This window comes from Kitasatospora sp. NPDC059408, assembly GCF_042751525.1.
GTDB lineage: Bacteria > Actinomycetota > Actinomycetes > Streptomycetales > Streptomycetaceae > Kitasatospora.
In genome coordinates, this window is record NZ_JBHYWI010000128.1 from 1 (window position 1) to 19,458 (window position 19,458).

The 19,458-nt window shown below is 72.6% G+C and carries 19 protein-coding genes and 1 pseudogene; 19 read left to right on the top strand and 1 reads right to left on the bottom strand.

What is annotated here, in order from left to right; translation table 11 throughout:
• Positions 1-158: 158 nt before the first annotated feature.
• The 14 genes from rimM (at position 159) to ACFXDE_RS41615 (ending at position 13,023) form a co-directional block, all read left to right on the top strand.
• Positions 159-794 (top strand): ribosome maturation factor RimM, encoded by a 636-nt coding sequence (rimM, locus tag ACFXDE_RS41550; RefSeq protein ID WP_380499403.1) that lies wholly within the window; start codon positions 159-161, stop codon positions 792-794.
• Between the two features lie 26 nt (positions 795-820).
• On the top strand, positions 821-1,639 hold the full coding sequence (gene trmD / locus ACFXDE_RS41555; RefSeq protein WP_380443918.1) for a tRNA (guanosine(37)-N1)-methyltransferase TrmD: 819 nt from the start codon (positions 821-823) through the stop codon (positions 1,637-1,639).
• Between the two features lie 154 nt (positions 1,640-1,793).
• Positions 1,794-2,144, top strand: a complete 351-nt coding sequence (rplS, locus tag ACFXDE_RS41560) for a 50S ribosomal protein L19 (protein WP_063347674.1) — start codon at positions 1,794-1,796, stop codon at positions 2,142-2,144.
• Between the two features lie 245 nt (positions 2,145-2,389).
• Complete coding sequence (gene lepB, locus ACFXDE_RS41565; protein ID WP_380499404.1) at positions 2,390-3,193, top strand: signal peptidase I; 804 nt, start codon at positions 2,390-2,392, stop codon at positions 3,191-3,193.
• 28 nt (positions 3,194-3,221) lie between these two features.
• A complete protein-coding gene (lepB, locus tag ACFXDE_RS41570; protein ID WP_380443865.1) occupies positions 3,222-4,109 on the top strand; it encodes a signal peptidase I in 888 nt (295 codons plus the stop codon).
• A gap of 239 nt (positions 4,110-4,348) precedes the next feature.
• A complete protein-coding gene (gene lepB / locus ACFXDE_RS41575; protein ID WP_380499405.1) occupies positions 4,349-5,350 on the top strand; it encodes a signal peptidase I in 1,002 nt (333 codons plus the stop codon).
• Positions 5,351-5,495: 145 nt separating this feature from the next.
• Complete coding sequence (lepB, locus tag ACFXDE_RS41580) at positions 5,496-6,251, top strand: signal peptidase I (RefSeq protein WP_380499406.1); 756 nt, start codon at positions 5,496-5,498, stop codon at positions 6,249-6,251.
• Between the two features lie 112 nt (positions 6,252-6,363).
• Positions 6,364-6,837: an NUDIX hydrolase gene (locus ACFXDE_RS41585; protein WP_380443871.1), complete on the top strand. Its 474-nt coding sequence runs from the start codon at positions 6,364-6,366 to the stop codon at positions 6,835-6,837.
• 55 nt (positions 6,838-6,892) lie between these two features.
• Positions 6,893-7,219, top strand: coding sequence for a DUF2469 domain-containing protein (locus tag ACFXDE_RS41590; RefSeq protein ID WP_329929696.1), 327 nt, complete (start codon positions 6,893-6,895; stop codon positions 7,217-7,219).
• Positions 7,220-7,429: 210 nt separating this feature from the next.
• The gene (locus tag ACFXDE_RS41595; RefSeq protein WP_359969624.1) at positions 7,430-7,888 is read left to right on the top strand and encodes a YraN family protein; all 459 of its coding nucleotides are present in this window, start codon (positions 7,430-7,432) and stop codon (positions 7,886-7,888) included.
• A complete protein-coding gene (locus ACFXDE_RS41600) occupies positions 7,888-9,597 on the top strand; it encodes a YifB family Mg chelatase-like AAA ATPase (protein WP_380499407.1) in 1,710 nt (569 codons plus the stop codon). The genes ACFXDE_RS41595 and ACFXDE_RS41600 overlap by 1 nt, the downstream gene beginning before the upstream one ends.
• A 5-nt stretch (positions 9,598-9,602) precedes the next feature.
• Positions 9,603-10,784, top strand: a complete 1,182-nt coding sequence (gene dprA / locus ACFXDE_RS41605) for a DNA-processing protein DprA (protein WP_380499410.1) — start codon at positions 9,603-9,605, stop codon at positions 10,782-10,784.
• 691 nt (positions 10,785-11,475) lie between these two features.
• Entirely contained in the window at positions 11,476-12,312 is an 837-nt protein-coding gene (gene whiG, locus ACFXDE_RS41610; RefSeq protein WP_380499411.1) for an RNA polymerase sigma factor WhiG, read from the top strand.
• A 123-nt stretch (positions 12,313-12,435) separates the two neighbouring features.
• Entirely contained in the window at positions 12,436-13,023 is a 588-nt protein-coding gene (locus ACFXDE_RS41615) for a TetR/AcrR family transcriptional regulator (protein WP_380499412.1), read from the top strand.
• 131 nt (positions 13,024-13,154) lie between these two features.
• Here the strand turns inward: ACFXDE_RS41615 and ACFXDE_RS41620 are convergent.
• A pseudogene (locus ACFXDE_RS41620) lies at positions 13,155-13,853 on the bottom strand (peptidoglycan DD-metalloendopeptidase family protein); the annotation flags it as partial.
• Between the two features lie 540 nt (positions 13,854-14,393).
• Here ACFXDE_RS41620 and rpsB point away from each other — a divergent pair.
• The 5 genes from rpsB (at position 14,394) to ACFXDE_RS41645 (ending at position 19,397) form a co-directional block, all read left to right on the top strand.
• The gene (gene rpsB, locus ACFXDE_RS41625; protein WP_380499408.1) at positions 14,394-15,266 is read left to right on the top strand and encodes a 30S ribosomal protein S2; all 873 of its coding nucleotides are present in this window, start codon (positions 14,394-14,396) and stop codon (positions 15,264-15,266) included.
• A 128-nt stretch (positions 15,267-15,394) separates the two neighbouring features.
• Positions 15,395-16,234 carry a translation elongation factor Ts gene (tsf, locus tag ACFXDE_RS41630; protein ID WP_280685338.1) on the top strand — a complete coding sequence of 280 codons (840 nt, stop codon included), beginning with the start codon at positions 15,395-15,397 and terminating at the stop codon, positions 16,232-16,234.
• A gap of 261 nt (positions 16,235-16,495) precedes the next feature.
• The gene (pyrH, locus tag ACFXDE_RS41635) at positions 16,496-17,260 is read left to right on the top strand and encodes a UMP kinase (protein WP_189923573.1); all 765 of its coding nucleotides are present in this window, start codon (positions 16,496-16,498) and stop codon (positions 17,258-17,260) included.
• A 98-nt stretch (positions 17,261-17,358) separates the two neighbouring features.
• The gene (gene frr, locus ACFXDE_RS41640) at positions 17,359-17,916 is read left to right on the top strand and encodes a ribosome recycling factor (protein WP_380443880.1); all 558 of its coding nucleotides are present in this window, start codon (positions 17,359-17,361) and stop codon (positions 17,914-17,916) included.
• A complete protein-coding gene (locus ACFXDE_RS41645) occupies positions 17,916-19,397 on the top strand; it encodes a phosphatidate cytidylyltransferase (protein WP_380499409.1) in 1,482 nt (493 codons plus the stop codon). Before frr ends, ACFXDE_RS41645 begins: the two co-directional genes overlap by 1 nt.
• Positions 19,398-19,458 lie beyond the last annotated feature (61 nt).

A 19,458-nucleotide genomic window follows, 5' to 3' on the forward strand; every position in this document is an offset into this window, starting at 1 on the left:
AGCCCGGTGCCGGTCCCCCCGTCCGGGCTTGGGGCCCCCGGGCACGATGGGCGCCCGGCTCGGCCCTTTTCGCATCCGGCCACCATGTTCCCGCCCCGCGAGGGCGTGGACGTGGCCGGCTTCCCGTCCAGCTCAGGAACTCCAGGAGAACGATCACCGTGCAGCTCGTCGTCGGCAAGATCGGCCGCGCCCACGGCATCAGGGGGGACGTCAGCGTCGAGGTCCGCACCGACGAGCCGGAGCTCCGGCTCGGCCCGGGGGCCGTCGTGCTCACCGACCCCGCGTCGGTCGGGCCGCTGACCGTCGAGTCCGGCCGGGTGCACAGCGGGCGGCTGCTGCTGCGCTTCGCCGGCGTCAAGGACCGCAACGCGGCGGAGGCGCTCCGCGGCACCCTGCTGATCTCCGAGGTCGACCCGGACGAGACCCCCGATGACCCGGAGGAGTACTACGACCACCAGCTGATCGGGCTGGACGTGGTGCTCTCCGACGGCACCCCGGTCGGCGAGCTCACCGAGGTCGTCCACCTGCCGTACCAGGACCTGCTCACGGTGAGGAAGGCCGACGGGACGGATGTGCTGGTGCCCTTCGTCAGCCAGATCGTGCCGACCATCGACCTGGAGAACCAGCGCGCCGTGATCACCCCGCCGGCCGGGCTCATCGACCCGGAGCGGGCCGAGGTGGCGGGCAGTGCTGCCGCCGCGGCCCCGGAGGACTCCGCCGAGGACTCCGCCGAGGGCGCCCAGGAGGACTCCCCGGAGGGCGCTCACGGCGACTCGTGGGAAGGCGAGAAGTGACGGCGGCCGAGGGCGTCCAGACGGGGATGCGGCTCGACGTCGTTTCGATCTTCCCGGAGTACCTGGAACCCCTGAACGTCTCACTCGTCGGCAAGGCGCGCGCCCGCGGCCAGCTGGACGTGCACGTCCACGACCTGCGGGACTGGACGCACGACGTCCACCGGACGGTCGACGACAGCCCGTACGGCGGCGGCCCCGGCATGGTGATGAAGCCCGAGCCGTGGGGCGAGGCCCTGGACGCGGTGGTCGCCGCCGGCCCCGAGGGGCAGGTGCCGACGCTGGTGGTGCCCACCCCGAGCGGGCGCCCGTTCACCCAGGAGCTGGCCCAGGAACTGGCCGGCCGCCCCTGGCTGGCCTTCGCGCCCGCCCGGTACGAGGGCATCGACCGGCGGGTGATCGAGGAGGCGGCCACCCGGATGCCGGTGGTCGAGGCCTCGATCGGCGACTACGTGCTGGCCGGCGGCGAGGTCGCAGTGCTGGTGATGGTCGAGGCGATCGCCCGGCTGCTGCCGGGGGTGCTCGGCAACGCCGAGTCCCACCGGGACGACTCCTTCGCCCCCGGCGCGATGGCCGACCTCCTGGAGGGCCCGGTCTACACCAAGCCCGCCGAGTGGCGCGGCCGGACCGTGCCCGACGTGCTGCTCAGCGGCAACCACGGCCGCATCGCCCGCTGGCGCCGGGACGAGGCCTTCGCCCGTACGCTGGCGAACCGCCCCGACCTGGTGGAGCGCTGGCAGTACGGCGCCTTCGACAAGAAGGACCGGGCGGCGCTCTCCGTCCTCGGCCTGGCCTGGGACGACGAGCTCGGCCGATTTCGGTCCGCGGCCGTGGGTGTGGAAGAATAGGCCGCTGCTGTCTGTCGCTGGGCCCCTCCCGTAGGGGTCACGTGGACCGGCGCCCCCGCCACGGGGGGAACGCCGCCAGCCGATGCGGCCCGCAGCAGACCCCATTGCGACGAACTTCCGTGGGCGGCCCGTGGCGCCTGCGATGGAGAGCAACATGAGCAACAAGCTCGCTGCTGTCGACGCGGCCTCGCTGCGTAGCGACATCCCGGCCTTCCGCGCCGGTGACACCCTGAAGGTCCACGTCCGGGTCATCGAGGGCAACCGCTCCCGTGTCCAGGTCTTCCAGGGCGTCGTCATCCGCCGCCACGGTGCGGGCGTCGGTGAGACCTTCACTGTCCGCAAGGTCAGCTTCAACGTCGGCGTGGAGCGCACCTTCCCGGTGCACACCCCGGTCGTCGAGAAGATCGAGGTCGTGACCCGCGGTGCGGTTCGCCGCGCCAAGCTGTACTACCTGCGTGACCTCCGCGGCAAGGCCGCGAAGATCAAGGAGAAGCGCGACCGCTGATCCACCGGCCCCCGGCCTCGCCGGGGGATCGGAGCGCTCCCGGGGGCGCGGCTGCCGCACGGTAAGCTCAGCCCCCGATGAGCACGCACGAACCACCCGCGGACCGCGACGGCAGTCCCGCACCCTCCGGTGCGGACTCGCCGCCGCGGTCCGCGGTCGTTTCCGCGGTTGTTCCGGCCGCCGCCACTGCGGTTGCTCCTGCGATTGCTCCTGCGGCGGGTCCCAGGGCGGTTTCCGCGGATGCGGTGGGCGACGCGGCCGATGACGGTGGCGTTGCCGATGCCGAGGCGGATGGCAAGACCGACGGCGGGGGCAAGACCGACGGCGATGGTGAGGCCGGCGATGGTGAGGCTGCGGACGACGAGGAGCCAGGGCGTTCGCGCTCGCGGGACCTCCTGCTCCTGGCGGGCATCTGCCTGTCCGCGCTGCTCCTGGTGAACGCCTTCGTCGCGCGGCCGTTCACGGTGCCGTCCGGGTCGATGGAGGACACCCTCCGCCCCGGCGACCGGCTGATCGCGAACCAGCTCGCCTACGCCTTCGGCGACCACCCCCGGCGGGGCGACGTCGTGGTCTTCGACGGGACGGGCTCCTTCCTTCCGGAGCCGGACCGGCCGGCCGGCTTCTGGGACGGGCTGCGCTCGCTCGGCCGGGACCTCGGGCTGGCCCCGGCCGGCGACACGGTGTACGTCAAGCGGGTGATCGGCATCGGCGGCGACCGCGTGACCAGCACCGGGCCCGGCGGGCGGATCACCGTCAACGGTGTGCCGATCGACGAGTCCTCCTACCTCGCCCCGGGCGACGAGCCGTCCGGCGTGGCCTTCGACGTGGTGGTGCCGGCCGGCAAGTTGTGGGTGATGGGCGACCACCGCAGGGCCTCCCGGGACTCCCGCGATCACCTCGGCGAGCCCGGCGGCGGGTTCGTGCCGGAGGGCAGGGTGATCGGCCGGGCGGACTGGGTGGTCTTCCCGATCGCGCGCTGGAACAGCCTGGACCGGCCGGCGGCCTTCGCCGCGACAGCGGGGACGGGTGGTCATGGGGACCAGAGGTAGGGGCCGACTGGCAGACCACCCCGCCGACGTGGCGGGGGAGGGCGCCGAGGGTGGCGACGGCGTCGTTCCGGCCCGCGGCCGGGCCGATCGACGCCGCACCGCGCAGCGCGCGGCCCGGCGGCGCAAGCGCTCGCTGCTGCGCGAGTTCCCGCTGATCGTCCTGGTGGCCCTGCTGGTGGCGCTGGTGATGAAGACCTTCATGATCCAGGTCTTCGTGATCCCCTCGGGGTCGATGGAGCAGACCATCCAGGTCGGGGACCGGGTGCTGGTGGACAAGTTCACCCCCTGGTTCGGCAACGAGCCGTCGCGCGGAGACGTCGTGGTGTTCAAGGACCCCGGCGGCTGGCTGGAGAGCGATCACAAGCCGTCCGACGACGGTCCGATCCTGGGCGGGGCCAAGCAGGTCCTCACTTTCGTCGGGCTGCTGCCGTCCGACAGCGAGCAGGATCTGATCAAGCGGGTCATCGGCGTCGGCGGGGACACCGTGGAGTGCTGCGACGCGCAGGGGCGGTTGAGCGTCAACGGCACGCCGGTGGAGGAGCCCTACCTCTCGCCCGGGAACCCGCCGTCCCGGCAGCCCTTCAAGGTGAAGGTGCCCCAGGGCCGGCTCTGGGTCATGGGCGACCACCGGGACGTGTCCGCCGACTCCCGTTTCCACATGGGGAATCCCGGCCAGGGCACGATCCCGCTGAGCGGTGTGGTCGGCCGGGCCTTCGTGATCGCCTGGCCGCTGGACCGCTTCCATCAACTTGACGAGCCGAGTTCACTCTCCTCTCTGGCACGTGCTCCGCAGGCCGCCGGAACTGCGCCGAATTCGGTGCCCGTTGGGCCGGTTCCGATGGAACCTCCGCTCGTTATGGGTGTGTTGGGCATCCTTCCGCTTGCCGTTCGCAGGCCGGACGGGCCTTCGCGGTAGGCCACGCCGGCCGCCGACCCACCGGGTCGCGCGCGTGGGACCGCGAGCCGGATGCCTGGGAGTGATAGAGAAGTGCAGGCGCGGCCGGGCTTTCCGGCTGAGCGTCGAGGCTGTGCTGGTGTCAGGGGCGCCCGTGGTGGGCAGCCCTGAGGCGTTCATGGTCGTAGTGAGCGTGGTGCCCGCTGTGCGGCACTCCGAGCGCGGGCGCACGGGCGTCCGCACAGCAGGGAGGAGACGTTGTGGGGGATTTGGTGATCGGCGCCCGCTCAGGCGCCGGAGAGCCCGAGGGCTCCGGCGGCCGGGCGGACCGGTCCGCCGAGTCCGCAGCGCCGTCGGCCTCGGTCGAGGACGCGGCGGCCCAGTCCGCCGACGAGCCGGGCGACGGGACGGGCGGTACCCCGGGCGAGCTCCGGAGCGGGGCCGGGCCGGCGGACGAGCCGGAGGGCAAGGCGTCCGACAAGGACAAGAAGCCGCGATCGTTCTGGAAGGAACTGCCGATCCTGATCGGCATCGCGCTGGTCCTGGCCCTGGTGATCAAGACCTTCTTCGTCCAGGCCTTCTCCATCCCGTCGGAGTCGATGCAGAACACGCTGCAGGTCGGTGACCGCGTCCTCGTGGACAAGCTGACCCCCTGGTTCGGGGCCGAGCCCGAGCGCGGCGAGGTCGTGGTGTTCCACGACCCGGGCGGCTGGCTGAACGACGAGCCCGTCCAGCAGAGCAGCAACTCCTTCCTCCGGGGGGTGCAGGACGTCCTCAGCTTCGTCGGCCTGATGCCCTCGGCCAACGAGAAGGACCTGATCAAGCGGGTCATCGCGGTCGGCGGCGACACCGTCGAGTGCGAGAGCGGCGGTCCGGTCAAGGTGAACGGCGTCGCGCTCAACGAGCCGTACATCTTCCCGGGCAACAACCCCTGCAGCCGGACCTTCGGGCCGCTGAAGGTGCCGTCGGGCCGGATCTGGGTGATGGGCGACCACCGCGACGACTCGCTGGACTCCCGCTTCCACATGGACCAGCCGGGCGGCGGGACCGTTCCGGTGGACGACGTGATCGGGCGCGCCTTCGTGGTGGCCTGGCCGATCGACCGCTGGGCGACGCTGCCGGTGCCGGGCACCTTCGACCAGAAGGGCCTGGCGGCGGGCGTGCCGCTGGTGCCGCCGGTGGCCGGCGCGGCGGGAGCGGTGGCGCTGCTCCCACTGGTGCGCCGGGTGCGGAACAGGTCGGACCGCCGGAAGGACTCCTGAGCTCCGGCAGCTCCTCCCCAGCTCTTGCGCGGGCCGTGGTACCGACGAGTAATCTGCTCGGACGTGCCACGGCCCGACGGGTTTTCCGCCTGTGCCTCCGGCGCACCCGGGGCGTGCTCCGGCGGGTCAGAGCTGGACGGTGTCGATGAGCAGTGTCGTGGAACAGACCGCCGACCGGCCGGTCACGCCCACCCGGCCGCGCCACCGGGCGGCCGCCGTGATCCAGGGCGTCCTGATCGGGCTCGGCCTGGTGCTGTTGGTCGGCGGCTTCGCCGTGATCGCGGTCGGCTACCGGCCCTACAACATCCCCTCGGGCTCGATGTCCCCCACGCTGGAGGTCGGGGACACGGTGCTCGCCCGGAAGACCGACGGCGGCTCCGTCGGCCGGGGTGACGTCGTGGTCTTCAAGGACCAGGCCTGGGGCGGCGAGCTCATGGTCAAGCGGGTCGTCGCGGTGGGCGGGGATACCGTGGCCTCCGCCGAGGACGGCCGCGGGCTGACGGTGAACGGGACCCCGGTCACCGAGCCCTACCTCGCGGCGCAGGGTCCGCAGGGCACGGCCTTCAGCGTCACGGTGCCGCAGGGGCGGCTCTTCCTGCTCGGCGACAACCGGATCGTCTCGCTCGATTCCCGTACCCACTTGTCGGTCGACGGCGGGACCGTCGCGGCCGACGCCGTCGAGGCCCGGGTGGAGGCGACCGCGATGCCGTTCGGCCGGATGGGTGGGTTCACCCGGACCACGGCGTTCGACGGCCTCGCCGGTCCGCGGGCCGCTCAGCCCGGTCCGCTGGTCCCGGCGGCGGTGGCCACCGTGGCCGGCGCGGCGCTGATCGTCGTGACCTCGGCGGTGGGCGGCGTGGCCGGTCTGGCCCGCCGGTTCCGTCGGGGGCGCGCATCCTGAGCGCGGCCGCCGCCTGCCGGGCCGCTCTGTCGAACATCGCCCCGGATGGACGCGTCGGGTGGCAGGATCGGTACCACCACCGATGCGGACGGAAGGGGTGTGAAGAGCTGCCATGACGGTACGGCGTCGCCAGGCGGCGCGGATCCTGCTGCTGGACGGGTCGGACCGCGTCCTCCTCTTCCTGGGCTCGGATCCGGCGGTGCCGGACGTGACCTGGTGGTTCACCCCGGGAGGCGGTTTGGAACCCGGGGAGGACGTGCGCGACGCCGCCGCGCGGGAGCTCGTGGAGGAAACCGGTTTGCGGGGCGTGGAGCTGGGGCCCTTGGTGGGGTACGGCACGGTGTCGTTCTCCTTCCGGGGACAGCGCTACGAGCAGGAGCAGTGGTTCCACCTGGCCCGGACCGAGGCCACCGGCCTCGACCACTCGGGCATGGGCGACGAGGAACACGCCGAGTTGCTCGCGGCACGCTGGTGGACGCTCGAGGAGCTGAGGCGGACCGCCGAGACGGTCTACCCGGCCGGACTGGCCGACTTCCTGGAGCGACTGCTGGTACAGGGCCCGCCGGTCGCTCCGGTACGGCTCTGAGCGTGGGTGCGGTGGTCCACAATGGGTGGACGTGACAAGTTGAGGGGACGCCTGGATGAGTGCCGAAGATCTCGAGAAGTACGAGACCGAGATGGAGCTCAAGCTCTACCGGGAGTACCGGGACGTCGTCGGCCTGTTCAAGTACGTGATCGAGACCGAGCGACGTTTCTACCTCACCAACGACTACGAGCTGCAGGTGCACTCGGTCCAGGGTGAGGTCTTCTTCGAGGTGTCGATGGCGGATGCGTGGGTCTGGGACATGTACCGGCCGGCCCGGTTCGTCCGCAAGGTCCGGGTGCTGACCTTCAAGGACGTGAACATCGAGGAACTCGCGAAGAGCGATCTGGAGCTGCCCTCGGACGACGCCGGCTTCGGGAACTGACGTTGGACCGCCCGGTTCCGCGTTGTCCAGGGGAATTTCGCGCAATCGGGGATTCTCACTCCTGCGGGTGACGGAAGTTATCCACAGGCGCTAGTTGTCCACAGGAAAAGGGAAATACCGGGTCCCGCCGAGCACGGCGTTGCAACCTCCACGGCGGAGGTGGTCATCGTGCAGAACACGACCGTGCAGAACCCGACCGCGCAGGGCGCGATCACCCGGCAGGCCCGCCAGGGCGGGCCGGACAGGCCGAGCAAGACCAGCCTCGGCCGCTACGGCGAGCGGGTCGCCGCCCGCCGCCTCGCGGAGGACGGGCTCCGCATCCTGGACCGCAACTGGCGCTGCGCCGAGGGTGAGCTGGACATCGTCGCCCTCGACGGCGACACCGTGGCGGTCTGCGAGGTGAAGACCCGCTCCGAGCGGGGCTTCCAGCAGCCGACCGAGGCCATCGACCAGGCCAAGGCGGCCCGGCTGCAGCGGCTGGCCGAGCGGTGGCTGGCCGAGCGCTGGCCCGGGCACTTCGCGCAGCTGGCCGGGCCCGGGTACGACCCCGGGCCCGCCGATCCGCAGTGGCCGCCCGTCCCGCCGGGCGGGGTGCGGATCGACCTGGTCGCGGTGATCAACCGGTCCCGGGGCGCCGCCTCGGTGGACCACCTGCGGGGGGTGGTCTGATGGCCTTCGCCCGTACCTGTTCCGTCGCGCTGGTCGGCGTCGACGGGGTGATCGTCGAGGTCCAGGCCGATCTGGAGCCCGGGGTGGCCGCGTTCACCCTGGTCGGCCTGCCCGACAAGGCGCTGTCCGAGGCCCGCGACCGGGTGCGCGCGGCCGTCGTGAACAGCGGCGAGGCGTGGCCGCAGCGCAAGCTGACCGTCGGCCTCAGCCCCGCCTCCGTGCCCAAGAGCGGCAGCGGCTTCGACCTCGCGGTGGCCTGCGCCGTGCTGGCCGCCGCCGAGCGGCTCGACCCGTCGGCCATCGCCGACCTGCTGATCATCGGCGAACTGGGGCTGGACGGCCGGGTGCGGCCCGTCCGTGGAGTGCTGCCCTCGGTGCTGGCCGCCACCGACGCCGGGTACGAGCGGGTCGTCGTCGCCGAGCAGACGGCGGCCGAGGCCTCGCTCGTCCCCGGGGCGAAGGTGATCGGGGTCCGCAGCCTGCGCCAGCTGCTCGCCGTCCTCACCGGTGTGCCCGCGCCGGAGGAGCCGCCCGATCCGATCACGGGCCGCCCCGATCCCCTGATGGCCGGGCTCATGCTGCCGAGCGCGGGCGTGCGGGGCCTGCCCGACGACAAGGCGGCCCGCCTCGACATGGCCGACGTGGCCGGTCAGTACGAGGCCCGGCGGGCCCTGGAGATCGCCGCCGCCGGGGGACACCACCTGTACCTGAAGGGGCCGCCCGGGGCCGGCAAGACGATGCTGGCCGAGCGGCTGCCCTCGCTGCTCCCGCCGCTCACGCAGAAGGAGGCGCTGGAGGTCACCGCGGTGCACTCGGTGGCGGGCCTGCTCCCGGCGGGCCGTCCGCTGATCGACCGCGCCCCGTACTGCTCCCCGCACCACTCGACCACGATGCCGGCGATCGTGGGTGGCGGCAGCGGCCTGCCCAGACCAGGCGCGGTGTCGCTGGCCCACCGGGGCGTCCTGTTCCTGGACGAGGCACCGGAGTTCCCCGTCCGGGTGCTCGACGCGCTGCGGCAGCCGCTGGAGTCGGGCGAGGTGGTGATCGCGCGCTCGGCCGGATCGCTCCGGCTCCCGGCCCGGTTCCTGCTCTGCCTCGCGGCCAATCCCTGTCCGTGCGGCCGGTACTCACGGCGGGGCGAGGGGTGCGAGTGCACCCCGGCGATGGTGAGCCGCTACCAGGGGCGGCTGTCGGGGCCGTTGCTCGACCGGGTGGACCTCCAGGTCCAGGTCGCCCCGGTGACCAGGGTCGAGCTCATGGAGCGGGACACCACGGCGGAGACCACCGAGATCATCGCGGCCCGGGTGCTGGCCGCGCGGGAGCGGGCGGCCGCCCGGCTGGCCAGCACGCCCTGGCGGGTCAACGCCGAGGTCCCGGGGCACGAACTGCGGACGCGCTGGCAGCTCGCCCCCGGCGCGCTGAACGACGCCGCACGGCAGTTGGAGCGCGGGCTGCTCACCGCCCGGGGTCTGGATCGGGTGCTCCGGGTCGCCTGGACGGTCGCGGACCTCGCCGGCCGGGACCGACCGGACCAACGGGACGTGCGGACGGCGCTGGTCCTGCGCACCGGCGTGGAGCACGGTCTTCCGCTCACTGAACGCGCCTTCGGGCGTCTCGGGGGCGTCCCCGCCCAGCGGAGCGGTCCGGGGAAGGGCCCAATCGGAGGAGCCCGCGACGAGTACCCGGCGGACGAGGACGGTGACGCATGAACCGGATGACGGCGGATCCTCAACAGCCGCCGCCGCCGCCGACGCCGACGACGACGGCCGCGCAGCCCGAGCCGGAGCGGCTCGCCCGGGTACTGCTCAGCCGCCTGAGCGAGCCCGGGGACGCGGTGGTCGGCCGGTGGCTCCGCCAGCTCGCCGCCGTCGAGGTGGTCCAGGCGATCCGGGAGGGCGCCGTGCCCGACCACCCCGGGCTCGACGGGCCCCGCCTGGCCGGCTACCAGGCGAGACTCCCCGGTCTGGACCCGGCCGAGGACCTGGAACGGGTACGAGCCTCCGGTGGACGCTTCATCATTCCGGGGGACACGGAGTGGCCCAGCCAGCTCGACGACCTGGGCGACGGGCGGCCGGTCGGGCTCTGGACGACCGGTACCGGGTCGCTGCGCCTGCTGGCCCTCCGCTCGGTGGCGGTGGTGGGCTCCCGGGCCTGCACGGCCTACGGCGCGCACGTCGCGGGGGAGCTGTCGGCCCAACTCGCCGAGCGGGGCTGGGTGGTGGTGTCCGGAGCCGCCTACGGGATCGACGCCGCCGCCCACCGCGGAGCCCTGGCGGTGGGCGGGCTGACCGTCGGTGTCCTCGCCTGCGGGGTCGATGTCGCGTATCCCAAGGGCAATGCCGAATTGATCCGGCGGATCGGGGTCCAGGGCCTGTTGGTCAGCGAACTACCGCCCGGGGAACATCCGAACCGCTTCCGCTTCGTGTTGCGCAACCGGGTCATCGCGGCCCTCACCAGGGGCACCGTGGTGGTGGAGGCGGCCGTGCGCAGCGGGGCACTGAGCACGGCCAGACGGGCGCGGGACCTCAACCGGCACACCATGGGCGTGGCCGGGCCGGTCACCTCCGAACTCTCGGCGGGCGTGCACGCCCTGATCCGCAGTGGCGGCGCCACGCTGGTCACCGACGCGGCGGAGGTGACGGAATTGATCGGTGCGATCGGGGACGACCTCGCGCCGCCGCGGGCCGGGCCGGTCCTGCCGAGGGACCTGCTGGAGCCGCCGGTCGCACGGGTGCTGGAGGCCGTGCCGGCGACGGCCGAGGGCGCGCCGGTCGAGCGGCTGGCCCGGCAGTCGGGGCTGCCGCCGGACGAAGTGCTCCAGCGGCTCTACGAGTTGGGCTCGCTCGGCTTCGTGGAGCGGCACGGCGCGCACTGGCGAATCGTGCGGAGGAGGTGATCGCGGGGAGGGGCGAACAGCTGCGCAGATGGGGGCTGCAAGAAGGAGTGACGGGAGATCGGGGGGTTGACCTGCCGAACCGGTTCGTCCACTGCGGGTGCCCGGATCCGGTGACGAGAACGCCACCGGATCGAGGGACGACCGAGTGGCGGTAGCGCATTGCAGTGAGTCGGTCACGCTACGCTCCACATGCCTTCCCTATCAGCACATGACTCGGCAGAACGGCGCAGACCAACGCATGCCCACACACATTCCCGGACACAGAGTGACCGGTGGCGCCCGGTCCTCGGGAGGACCGCGCACCGAGCGGCGCCCCGTGACCGAGTACCCGCCCAAGGCGACGGGGGCGATGGGGAGCCTGTCACGGCAGGGCGGCCGGCCGGCGTCGGTGCCCGGCCAGCCCGCCGATGCCGCCGGTCCCGACCCGGCCGGCCCCGATGCCGTCGGTTCCGACGCGGTCGACGGGGCTGACGCCGGTACCGGCGGGGGCGAGGTCGTGGTCGGTACGGGCACGTGGATCGGGGCGGCCGCCGACGGTCCGACCGGGGCGAGTGCCGTCACGGAGGCGCCCGCGGCGGTGCCACCACCGGCGCCCCCGCCCGGACCGGGACGGCAGGCTCCGCCCCCGGCTGCAGTGTTGCCCCCGACGCAGGCCCCATCCCCGGCCCAGCTTCCGCCTCGGGCCCAAGCACTGCCCCCGCCGTCGGCCCCGTCCGCAGGCCCGTCGGCGCCTTCACCTCGCCGAGGGCCGGAGGCGGGCAGCCCCGCGCGCAGCGCGCTGGAGGAACTCTGGCGCTCCTACAAGGAGACCGGCGACCAGCGGCTGCGGGAGCAGCTGATCCTGCACTACTCACCGCTCGTCAAGTACGTGGCGGGCCGGGTCGGGGTGGGTCTGCCCTCCAACGTCGAGCAGGCCGACTTCGTCTCCTCCGGGGTCTTCGGGCTGATCGACGCGATCGAGAAGTTCGACATCGACCGGGCCATCAAGTTCGAGACCTATGCGATCAGCCGCATCCGCGGCGCGATCATCGACGAACTGAGGGCACTGGACTGGATCCCGCGCTCGGTGCGGCAGAAGGCCAAGGCGGTCGAGCGGACGTACGCGACGCTGGAGGCCCGGCTTCGCCGGACCCCGCACGAGCCCGAGGTCGCGGCGGAGATGGGCATCGCGATCGAGGACCTGCACGCCATCTTCAGCCAGCTGTCGCTCGCCAACGTCGTGGCGCTCGACGAGCTGCTGCACCCCGTGGGGGAGGGCGGCGACCGGCTGAGCCTGGTGGACACCCTGGAGGACCACGGCGCCGACAACCCCGTCGAGGTGGCCGAGGACCGGGAGCTGCGCAGGCTGCTGGCCCAGGCGGTCAACACCCTCCCGGAGCGCGAGAAGACGGTGGTGACGCTCTACTACTACGAGGGCCTGACCCTCGCCGAGATCGGCCAGGTCCTCGGGGTGACGGAGAGCCGGGTGAGCCAGATCCACACCAAGTCCGTCCTGCAGCTGCGCGCCAAGCTGTCGGACGTCCGGTAGTGCGTGCGGCCGCCCGCTCGGGCGTGCGGTTCCGGCCGGGCAGCCCGAGGTTTGCGCGGCGGCGTATCGGCCGCGTGTAGGTCTCCGTAAAGTGGGAGCGTGCCGAAGATCCGAGCGGCCACGGTGGCCGAGCATCGCCAGCTGCAGCGGGCAGCTCTCCTCGACGCTGCCCGCGTCCTGCTCACCGAGGGGGGCATGGAGGCGCTGACCTTCCCCGCCCTCGCGGCGCGGACCGGGCTCGCGCGCTCCTCGGTCTACGAGTACTTCCGCTCCCGCGCCGCGGTGGTCGAGGCGCTGTGTGAGGTGGACTTCCCGCTCTGGGCGGCCGAGATCGAGGCCGGGATGGAGAGCTGCGACACGGCGGCCGGCCGCATCGAGGCCTACGTCCGGGGACAGCTGGCGCTCGCCGCCGATCCGCGCCACCGGGCGGTCGTGGCGATCTCGGCGCTGGAGCTCGACGAGGCCGCGCGCGAGCGGATCCGGGCGGCGCACGGGAAGCTGGTCGGCCTGGTCACCCTGGCCCTGGAAGAGCTGGGCCACACTCAGCCGAGGCTCACCGCGGCGCTGCTCCAGGGGGTCGTCGAGGCGGCCGTCCGCCATGGCGAGCAACTGGCGGCGGCAGGAGCCGCGGTCGGTGGCCTCGCCGAGAGCCCCGAGCAGATCGCCGACGCCGCCGTCGCGATGGCCCTGCACGGTCTCTCCCGCGGCTGAACCGCCGGATCCTTCGCGGCTGAGCCGCCGATCGGCACAGGTCGCCCCGGTCGAGGCGAGGCGCCCGTCGGCGAACCCGTCGGCAGCAGCCGCGCCGCGCCCGCGCCGAGCAGGGCGAGCGGGTCGAGGTAGCGGTCGCCGCGCAGCAGGCCCCAGTGCAGGCAGCCCCGCCCGGCACAGTGCCGTCCCTCTCCGGCGAGCGGGGCGAGCGGGGCCAGCCGCCCGATCACCTGCCCGGCGCCGACCGTGCCGCCCACGGGCACAGTGCCGGTGACGGGGAGATAGGTGGTCCGCAGGGCGGGAGCCCCCGAGCCGGGGTGCGTCACCGTCACCACCGGGCGGCCCGCGACCAGCCCGGAGAACGTGACCACTCCCGGAGCCGCAGCCCTGATCTCCGCTGCCGCCGGGGCGGCCAGGTCCACGCCGCGGTGCCCGGCGGACCACGGCTTCGCCGGTGCCACGAACCGCCCGAGCACCCCGCCGGGCCCACCCACCGGCCATGCCCGTCCAGGCGCCGGTCCGGCAGAGATGCCGTCCCCGGAGTCACCCGGGCCCGAACGCCCCGCCACGGCAAGAGACCCAAGACCGCGCGCGGCCGCAGCGCCCGCCAGGACGAGCACCATCACAACGCACAGCACCACGAACAGCGCCGAGAATGCCGCCGACGAAGCCGACAAAGCCGACGACACCCCCCGAACCCCACCACGACCAGTCATGCGCCCGAGCGTCCAGGCCGCGAAGCGCCCACACCACCCCCTTCGGGATTCCTGTGGACAAACCGTCCCCGCGAACGAGCGGTATCCCCCGAATGGGTGTACGGACGCCGCCATCCGGTGTACAAGCGCTTCCCGGCGGCCCCGCGGACCCACCGTCGCGAGCGTCGTGGCGAACGTCCTAGCGAACGTCGTGGCGACGGCACTCCGACCACACCCCGACCACACCCCGACCACACTCCGACCGCGCTCCGGCCCGCGCCGGCGGCGCCCGTGCCGCCGGACGGCCGCCCGTCCGCGGCCCCTCCGCCACCTGCGGAGTCGCCCCCCACTCGGCGCTTCCCGTACACTTCACACGCGACCCGGTCCGCCGGGTCGACTTCGCACGCCCCGCCACCGGTGGACGGATGCGGCTCGGCCGCCGCCCCCGCCAGGTGCGAGTGCCGCTCGGTCCGCCGAGCCCGCCCCGGTCCCCGACCGAGCGGGTTCAAGCGGCTCGGCACGTTCGGGGCGTCAGGCGTGGCTGTCACCTGACCGCCACGGACAAACCGAGCCTGACCCGGCCGTACATGCAGTCACCCGAACGGGGAGCGCCATCGCGCGAGCCCCGGGACGGCCTGCGCGGCAGCCGGGCCGTAACACCTGAGGAGAACGGCTATGGCCGTCGTCACGATGCGGGAGCTGCTGGAGAGCGGCGTCCACTTCGGTCACCAGACCCGCCGCTGGAACCCGAAGATGAAGCGCTTCATCATCACCGAGCGCAACGGCATCTACATCATCGACCTCCTGCAGTCGCTGAACTACATCGACCGCGCCTTCGAGTTCATCAAGGAGACCGTTGCCCACGGCGGCAGCGTCCTCTTCGTCGGCACGAAGAAGCAGGCCCAGGAGGCCATCGCCGAGCAGGCCACCCGCGTGGGCATGCCCTACGTGAACCAGCGCTGGCTCGGCGGCATGCTGACCAACTTCTCGACCGTCTACAAGCGTCTGCAGCGCCTCAAGGAGCTCGGCGAGCTGGACTTCTCGGACGTGGCCGGCTCCGGCCTCACCAAGAAGGAGCTCCTGGTCCTCCAGCGCGAGCACGACAAGCTGGAGAAGACCCTCGGCGGTATCCGTGACATGCAGCGCGTTCCCAGCGCCGTGTGGATCGTGGACACCAAGAAGGAGCACATCGCGGTCGGCGAGGCCCGGAAGCTCAACATCCCGGTCGTCGCCATCCTCGACACCAACTGCGACCCCGACGAGGTCGACTACAAGATCCCGGGCAACGACGACGCGATCCGCTCCGTCACCCTGCTGACCCGCGTGATCGCCGACGCCGTCGCCGAGGGCCTCAAGTCCCGCGCCGGTGTCGCCAAGGGCGACGCCAAGGCCGAGCCGGGTGCCGACCAGCCGCTGGCCGACTGGGAGAAGGACCTCATCGAGGGCGAGAAGAAGGCCGAGGAGGCCCCCGCCGCCGCCGAGGCTGCTGTCGCTGAGGCCCCTGCCGCCGAGGCCCCGGCCGCCGAGGCTCCGGCCGAGCAGGCCTGACGTACCAAGGGTGAGGGGCACTCGCCGGTACGACGCCGGTAGGTGCCCCTCTCTCCCGTGCCGGGACCGGACAACGGTCCCGGCACATCCCCACGCAGACACGCGAGACGCGAGAAGAGATTCACACCATGGCGAACTTCACCGCCGCGGACGTCAAGAAGCTCCGTGAGCTCACCGGCGCCGGCATGATGGACTGCAAGAAGGCCCTGGACGAGGCCGAGGGCAACGTCGAGAAGGCCGTCGAGCTCCTGCGCATCAAGGGCCAGAAGGGCGTCGCCAAGCGCGAGGGCCGTGACGCCTCCAACGGCGCCGTCGCCGCGCTGATCGCCGAGGACAAGAAGTCCGGCGTGCTGGTCGAGCTCAACTGCGAGACCGACTTCGTCGCCAAGGGTGACAACTTCGTCAAGGTCGCCGACGCGATCGCCGCCCACGTGGCCAAGACCGCCCCGGCCGACCTGGACGCCGCCCTGGCTTCCGAGATCGAGGCCGGCAAGACCGTCCAGCAGTTCGTCGACGAGGCCAACGCGACCCTGGGCGAGAAGATCGTCTTCCGTCGCTTCGCCCAGTTCGACGGTGACGGCTTCGTCGCGGTCTACCTCCACAAGACCAGCCCCGACCTGCCGCCGGCCGTCGGCGTCCTGGTCGAGCTGGACAAGGAGAACGCCGAGGTCGCCAAGGACGTCGCGCAGCACATCGCCGCCTTCGCGCCGAAGTACCTGTCCCGCGAGGACATCCCGGCCGAGGACATCGAGAACGAGCGCCGCGTCGCCGAGGCCACCGCTCGCGAGGAGGGCAAGCCGGAGGCCGCCCTGCCGAAGATCGTCGAGGGTCGCGTCACCGGCTTCGTGAAGGAGAACTCCGTCCTGGAGCAGGCCTTCGCGAAGGACAACAAGAAGTCCGTCGCCAAGGTCCTCGAGGAGAACGGCGTCGCCCTCAAGCGCTTCGCCCGCTTCCGCGTCGGCGCCTGAGCCACGTTCCCCCTGGTCCCCGGCGCGCTTACGCTGGGAACCGCCCCCGCCCGCTGACCCGGGCGGGAGGAACGCCGAACGGGCTCACCCAGCGACAACCGCCACGGGCGGGCCGCGTCGGCACCATGAACGACGAGGAGGCCATTGCCGTGCAGGACACCGAACCGGTTCCCGCGGCAGTGGCCTCCTCGCGTGTACGCGCAGACCGGGCACCCGCACACCCGCGTCTGTGAACCAAGTAGGTGCAGAAGGAGAAGTCCCATGCAGGAGACGCAGGAGACCGCGCAGGACCCCAAGGACGGCTCGCGCCGCCGGGTGCTGCTGAAGCTGTCCGGTGAAGCCTTCGCCGGTGGCGGCGGGCTCGGCGTCGACCCGGACGTCGTGCACGCGATCGCCCGGGAGATCGCCACGGTCGTGCGCGCCGGCACCGAGGTCGCCGTGGTCATCGGCGGCGGCAACTTCTTCCGCGGCGCGGAGCTGCAGGTCCGTGGCATGGACCGGGCCCGGTCCGACTACATGGGCATGCTCGGCACCGTGATGAACTGCCTCGCGCTCCAGGACTTCCTGGTCAAGGAGGGCATCGAGACCCGCGTCCAGACCGCGATCACGATGGGCCAGGTCGCCGAGCCGTACCTGCCGCTGCGGGCCGTCCGGCACCTGGAGAAGGGCCGCGTGGTGATCTTCGGCGCCGGTATGGGCATGCCGTACTTCTCCACCGACACCACGGCCGTCCAGCGGGCGCTGGAGATCCACGCGGACGTCCTGCTGATGGGCAAGAACGGCGTGGACGGCGTCTACGACTCCGACCCGCGGACCAACCCGGACGCGGTCAAGTTCGACGCGCTGGAGTACTCCGAGGTCATCGCCCGCGACCTGAAGGTCGCCGACCTCACCGCCATCACGCTGTGCAAGGACAACAACCTCCCGATGCTGGTGTTCGAGCTGCTTGCGGAGGGCAATATCGCGCGCGCGGTGAAGAGTGAGAAGATCGGCACACTCATCAGCCAGGATTCCGTCCGGGCCTGAGCAGCAACCAGCCGTACGGGACGGCGTCGGCGCCGTGACCGGGCGCCACGCCGACACCGGTCGGGACAACAGCAGATGAACCGGACAGGGAGACCACAGTGATCGAAGAGACCCTCCTCGAGGCCGAGGAGAAGATGGAGAAGGCCGTCCTCGTCGCCAAGGACGACCTCGCGGCCATCCGCACCGGCCGTGCCCACCCGGCGATGTTCGCCAAGATCGTCGCCGAGTACTACGGCGCCGTGACCCCCATCAACCAGCTGGCCTCGTTCTCGGTGCCGGAGCCCCGGATGGCGGTCGTCTCGCCGTTCGACAAGACCGCGCTGAAGGCCATCGAGCAGGCCATCCGCGACTCCGACCTGGGCGTCAACCCCTCGAACGACGGCTCCATCATCCGGGTGGTGCTGCCCGAGCTCACCGAGGAGCGCCGCCGGGAGTTCATCAAGATCGCCCGCACCAAGGGCGAGGACGCCAAGGTCTCGATCCGCGCCGTGCGTCGCAAGGCCAAGGACGGCATCGACAAGCTGGTCAAGGACGGCGAGGTCGGCGAGGACGAGGGTCGCCGCGCCGAGAAGGAGCTCGACGACACCACGGCCAAGTACGTGGCCCAGGTCGACGAGCTGCTCAAGCACAAGGAAGCCGAGCTGCTCGAAGTCTGATGAACGACGCCCCTGACGCCCCTGGCTACTGGGGCCCATCCGACCAGCAGTTCCAGCCCTACCGCCCGGCGCCGCAGCCGCAGGCCCCCCGGCAGCCGTCGCACGCGGCGCCCGGGTACGCCGATCCCACGGCGCCGGGGTACGGCGATCCCGCCGCACCGGGCCCGCAGGTCGCCCAGGGTGCGCCCGGCGCCGTCCCGGGCGACCAGGGCGGCCGAACGGGTCACGCCTCGCAGCCCCCGGTGTACTGGGGCCCCGACGCGGAGGAGACTCAGGTCATGCCTCCCGTACCGGCCGACCCGGTCCCGCCCGGCGGCCCCGGCCTGCCCGGCGGTCCGGCCGCGGGCCCGGCGGCCGGTTCGCACCCCTCGGCCCGCCAGGACGCGGGCCAGGCGCGGGAGGCGGGCCGGCTGAGCGGTCCGCTGTTCCGGGACGAGCATTCCGCTGCGGCGGTGCCGGGTGCGTCGGAGACCGTCGTGCTGCGCGCGATGACCGATGACGTCGCCCCCGCCCCCGGCCACGGCGCTCCGCCGTACCCGGGGGCTCCGGCGCACCCCGCGCCTCCGTCGAGCCACCCGGCGGCCGGGCATCCCCCCTTCGTGCCGTCGTCCCACCCAGGGCAGGAGACGCCCGTGGCCCAGCCCGAGCCGCAGCCCCAGCCCCGCAAGCAGCGCGGCGGCCGTAACCTCCAGGCCGCGATAGGGGTCGGGGTCGGTCTCGGCGCGGTGATCATCGCCTCGCTGTTCGTGGTGAAGGCGCTGTTCCTGGTCGTCGTGATGGCCGCGGCGTCGGTCGGCGTGTGGGAGCTGACGAGCCGGCTGTCCGAGCGCAAGCAGATCAAGGCGCCGCTGGTCCCGCTGGTTGCGGGCGGCATCGCGATGATCGCCACCGGCTACTGGGCCGGGGTCCAGTGGGCCGCGGCCTCGCTCGCGCTGACCGGGCTCGCGGTGATGGTCTGGCGGATGGCCGAGCCGCCGGACAACTACCTGCGGGACATAACGGCGGGCGTGTTCACCGCCTTCTACGTGCCGTTCCTCGCGACCTTCGTGGCGATGATGCTGGCGGCCGACGACGGTCCCCAGCGGATCGTGCTCTTCCTGATCGTCACGATCTGCAGCGACACCGGCGCCTACGCGGTGGGCTACAAGTTCGGGAAGAACAAGCTGGCCCCGACGATCAGCCCGGGCAAGACCCGGGAGGGCCTGGCGGGCGGCATCGGCCTGTCGATGCTGGCCGGCGCCCTGCTGATGCAGCTGATCATCGACGGCGGCAGCTGGTGGCAGGGCCTGATCCTGGGCGGCTGCGCGGCCGTCACCGCGACCCTGGGCGACCTGGGCGAGTCGATGATCAAGCGCGACCTCGGCATCAAGGACATGGGCACGCTGCTGCCCGGCCACGGCGGGATCATGGACCGGCTGGACTCGCTCCTGCCGACCGCCCCGGTGGTCTGGCTGCTGCTCGCCGCCTTCGTCGGCAGCTAGCGCACCCCCGCACGCGCGGGAGGGCCCCGGTGGTGCCGAAGTGCCGGGGCCGCGCGCGGGT

Excerpts from the sequence above, each read along its gene's own strand:
- trmD (WP_380443918.1), top strand. The coding sequence starts at position 821 with ATGCGGCTCGACGTCGTTTCGATCTTCCCGGAGTACCTGGAACCCCTG.
- rplS (WP_063347674.1), top strand. The coding sequence starts at position 1,794 with ATGAGCAACAAGCTCGCTGCTGTCGACGCGGCCTCGCTGCGTAGCGAC.
- lepB (WP_380499406.1), top strand. The coding sequence starts at position 5,496 with ATGAGCAGTGTCGTGGAACAGACCGCCGACCGGCCGGTCACGCCCACC.
- ACFXDE_RS41585 (WP_380443871.1), top strand. The coding sequence starts at position 6,364 with ATGACGGTACGGCGTCGCCAGGCGGCGCGGATCCTGCTGCTGGACGGG.
- ACFXDE_RS41590 (WP_329929696.1), top strand. The coding sequence starts at position 6,893 with ATGAGTGCCGAAGATCTCGAGAAGTACGAGACCGAGATGGAGCTCAAG.
- ACFXDE_RS41600 (WP_380499407.1), top strand. The coding sequence starts at position 7,888 with ATGGCCTTCGCCCGTACCTGTTCCGTCGCGCTGGTCGGCGTCGACGGG.
- dprA (WP_380499410.1), top strand. The coding sequence starts at position 9,603 with ATGACGGCGGATCCTCAACAGCCGCCGCCGCCGCCGACGCCGACGACG.
- rpsB (WP_380499408.1), top strand. The coding sequence starts at position 14,394 with ATGGCCGTCGTCACGATGCGGGAGCTGCTGGAGAGCGGCGTCCACTTC.
- tsf (WP_280685338.1), top strand. The coding sequence starts at position 15,395 with ATGGCGAACTTCACCGCCGCGGACGTCAAGAAGCTCCGTGAGCTCACC.
- pyrH (WP_189923573.1), top strand. The coding sequence starts at position 16,496 with ATGCAGGAGACGCAGGAGACCGCGCAGGACCCCAAGGACGGCTCGCGC.
- ACFXDE_RS41645 (WP_380499409.1), top strand. The coding sequence starts at position 17,916 with ATGAACGACGCCCCTGACGCCCCTGGCTACTGGGGCCCATCCGACCAG.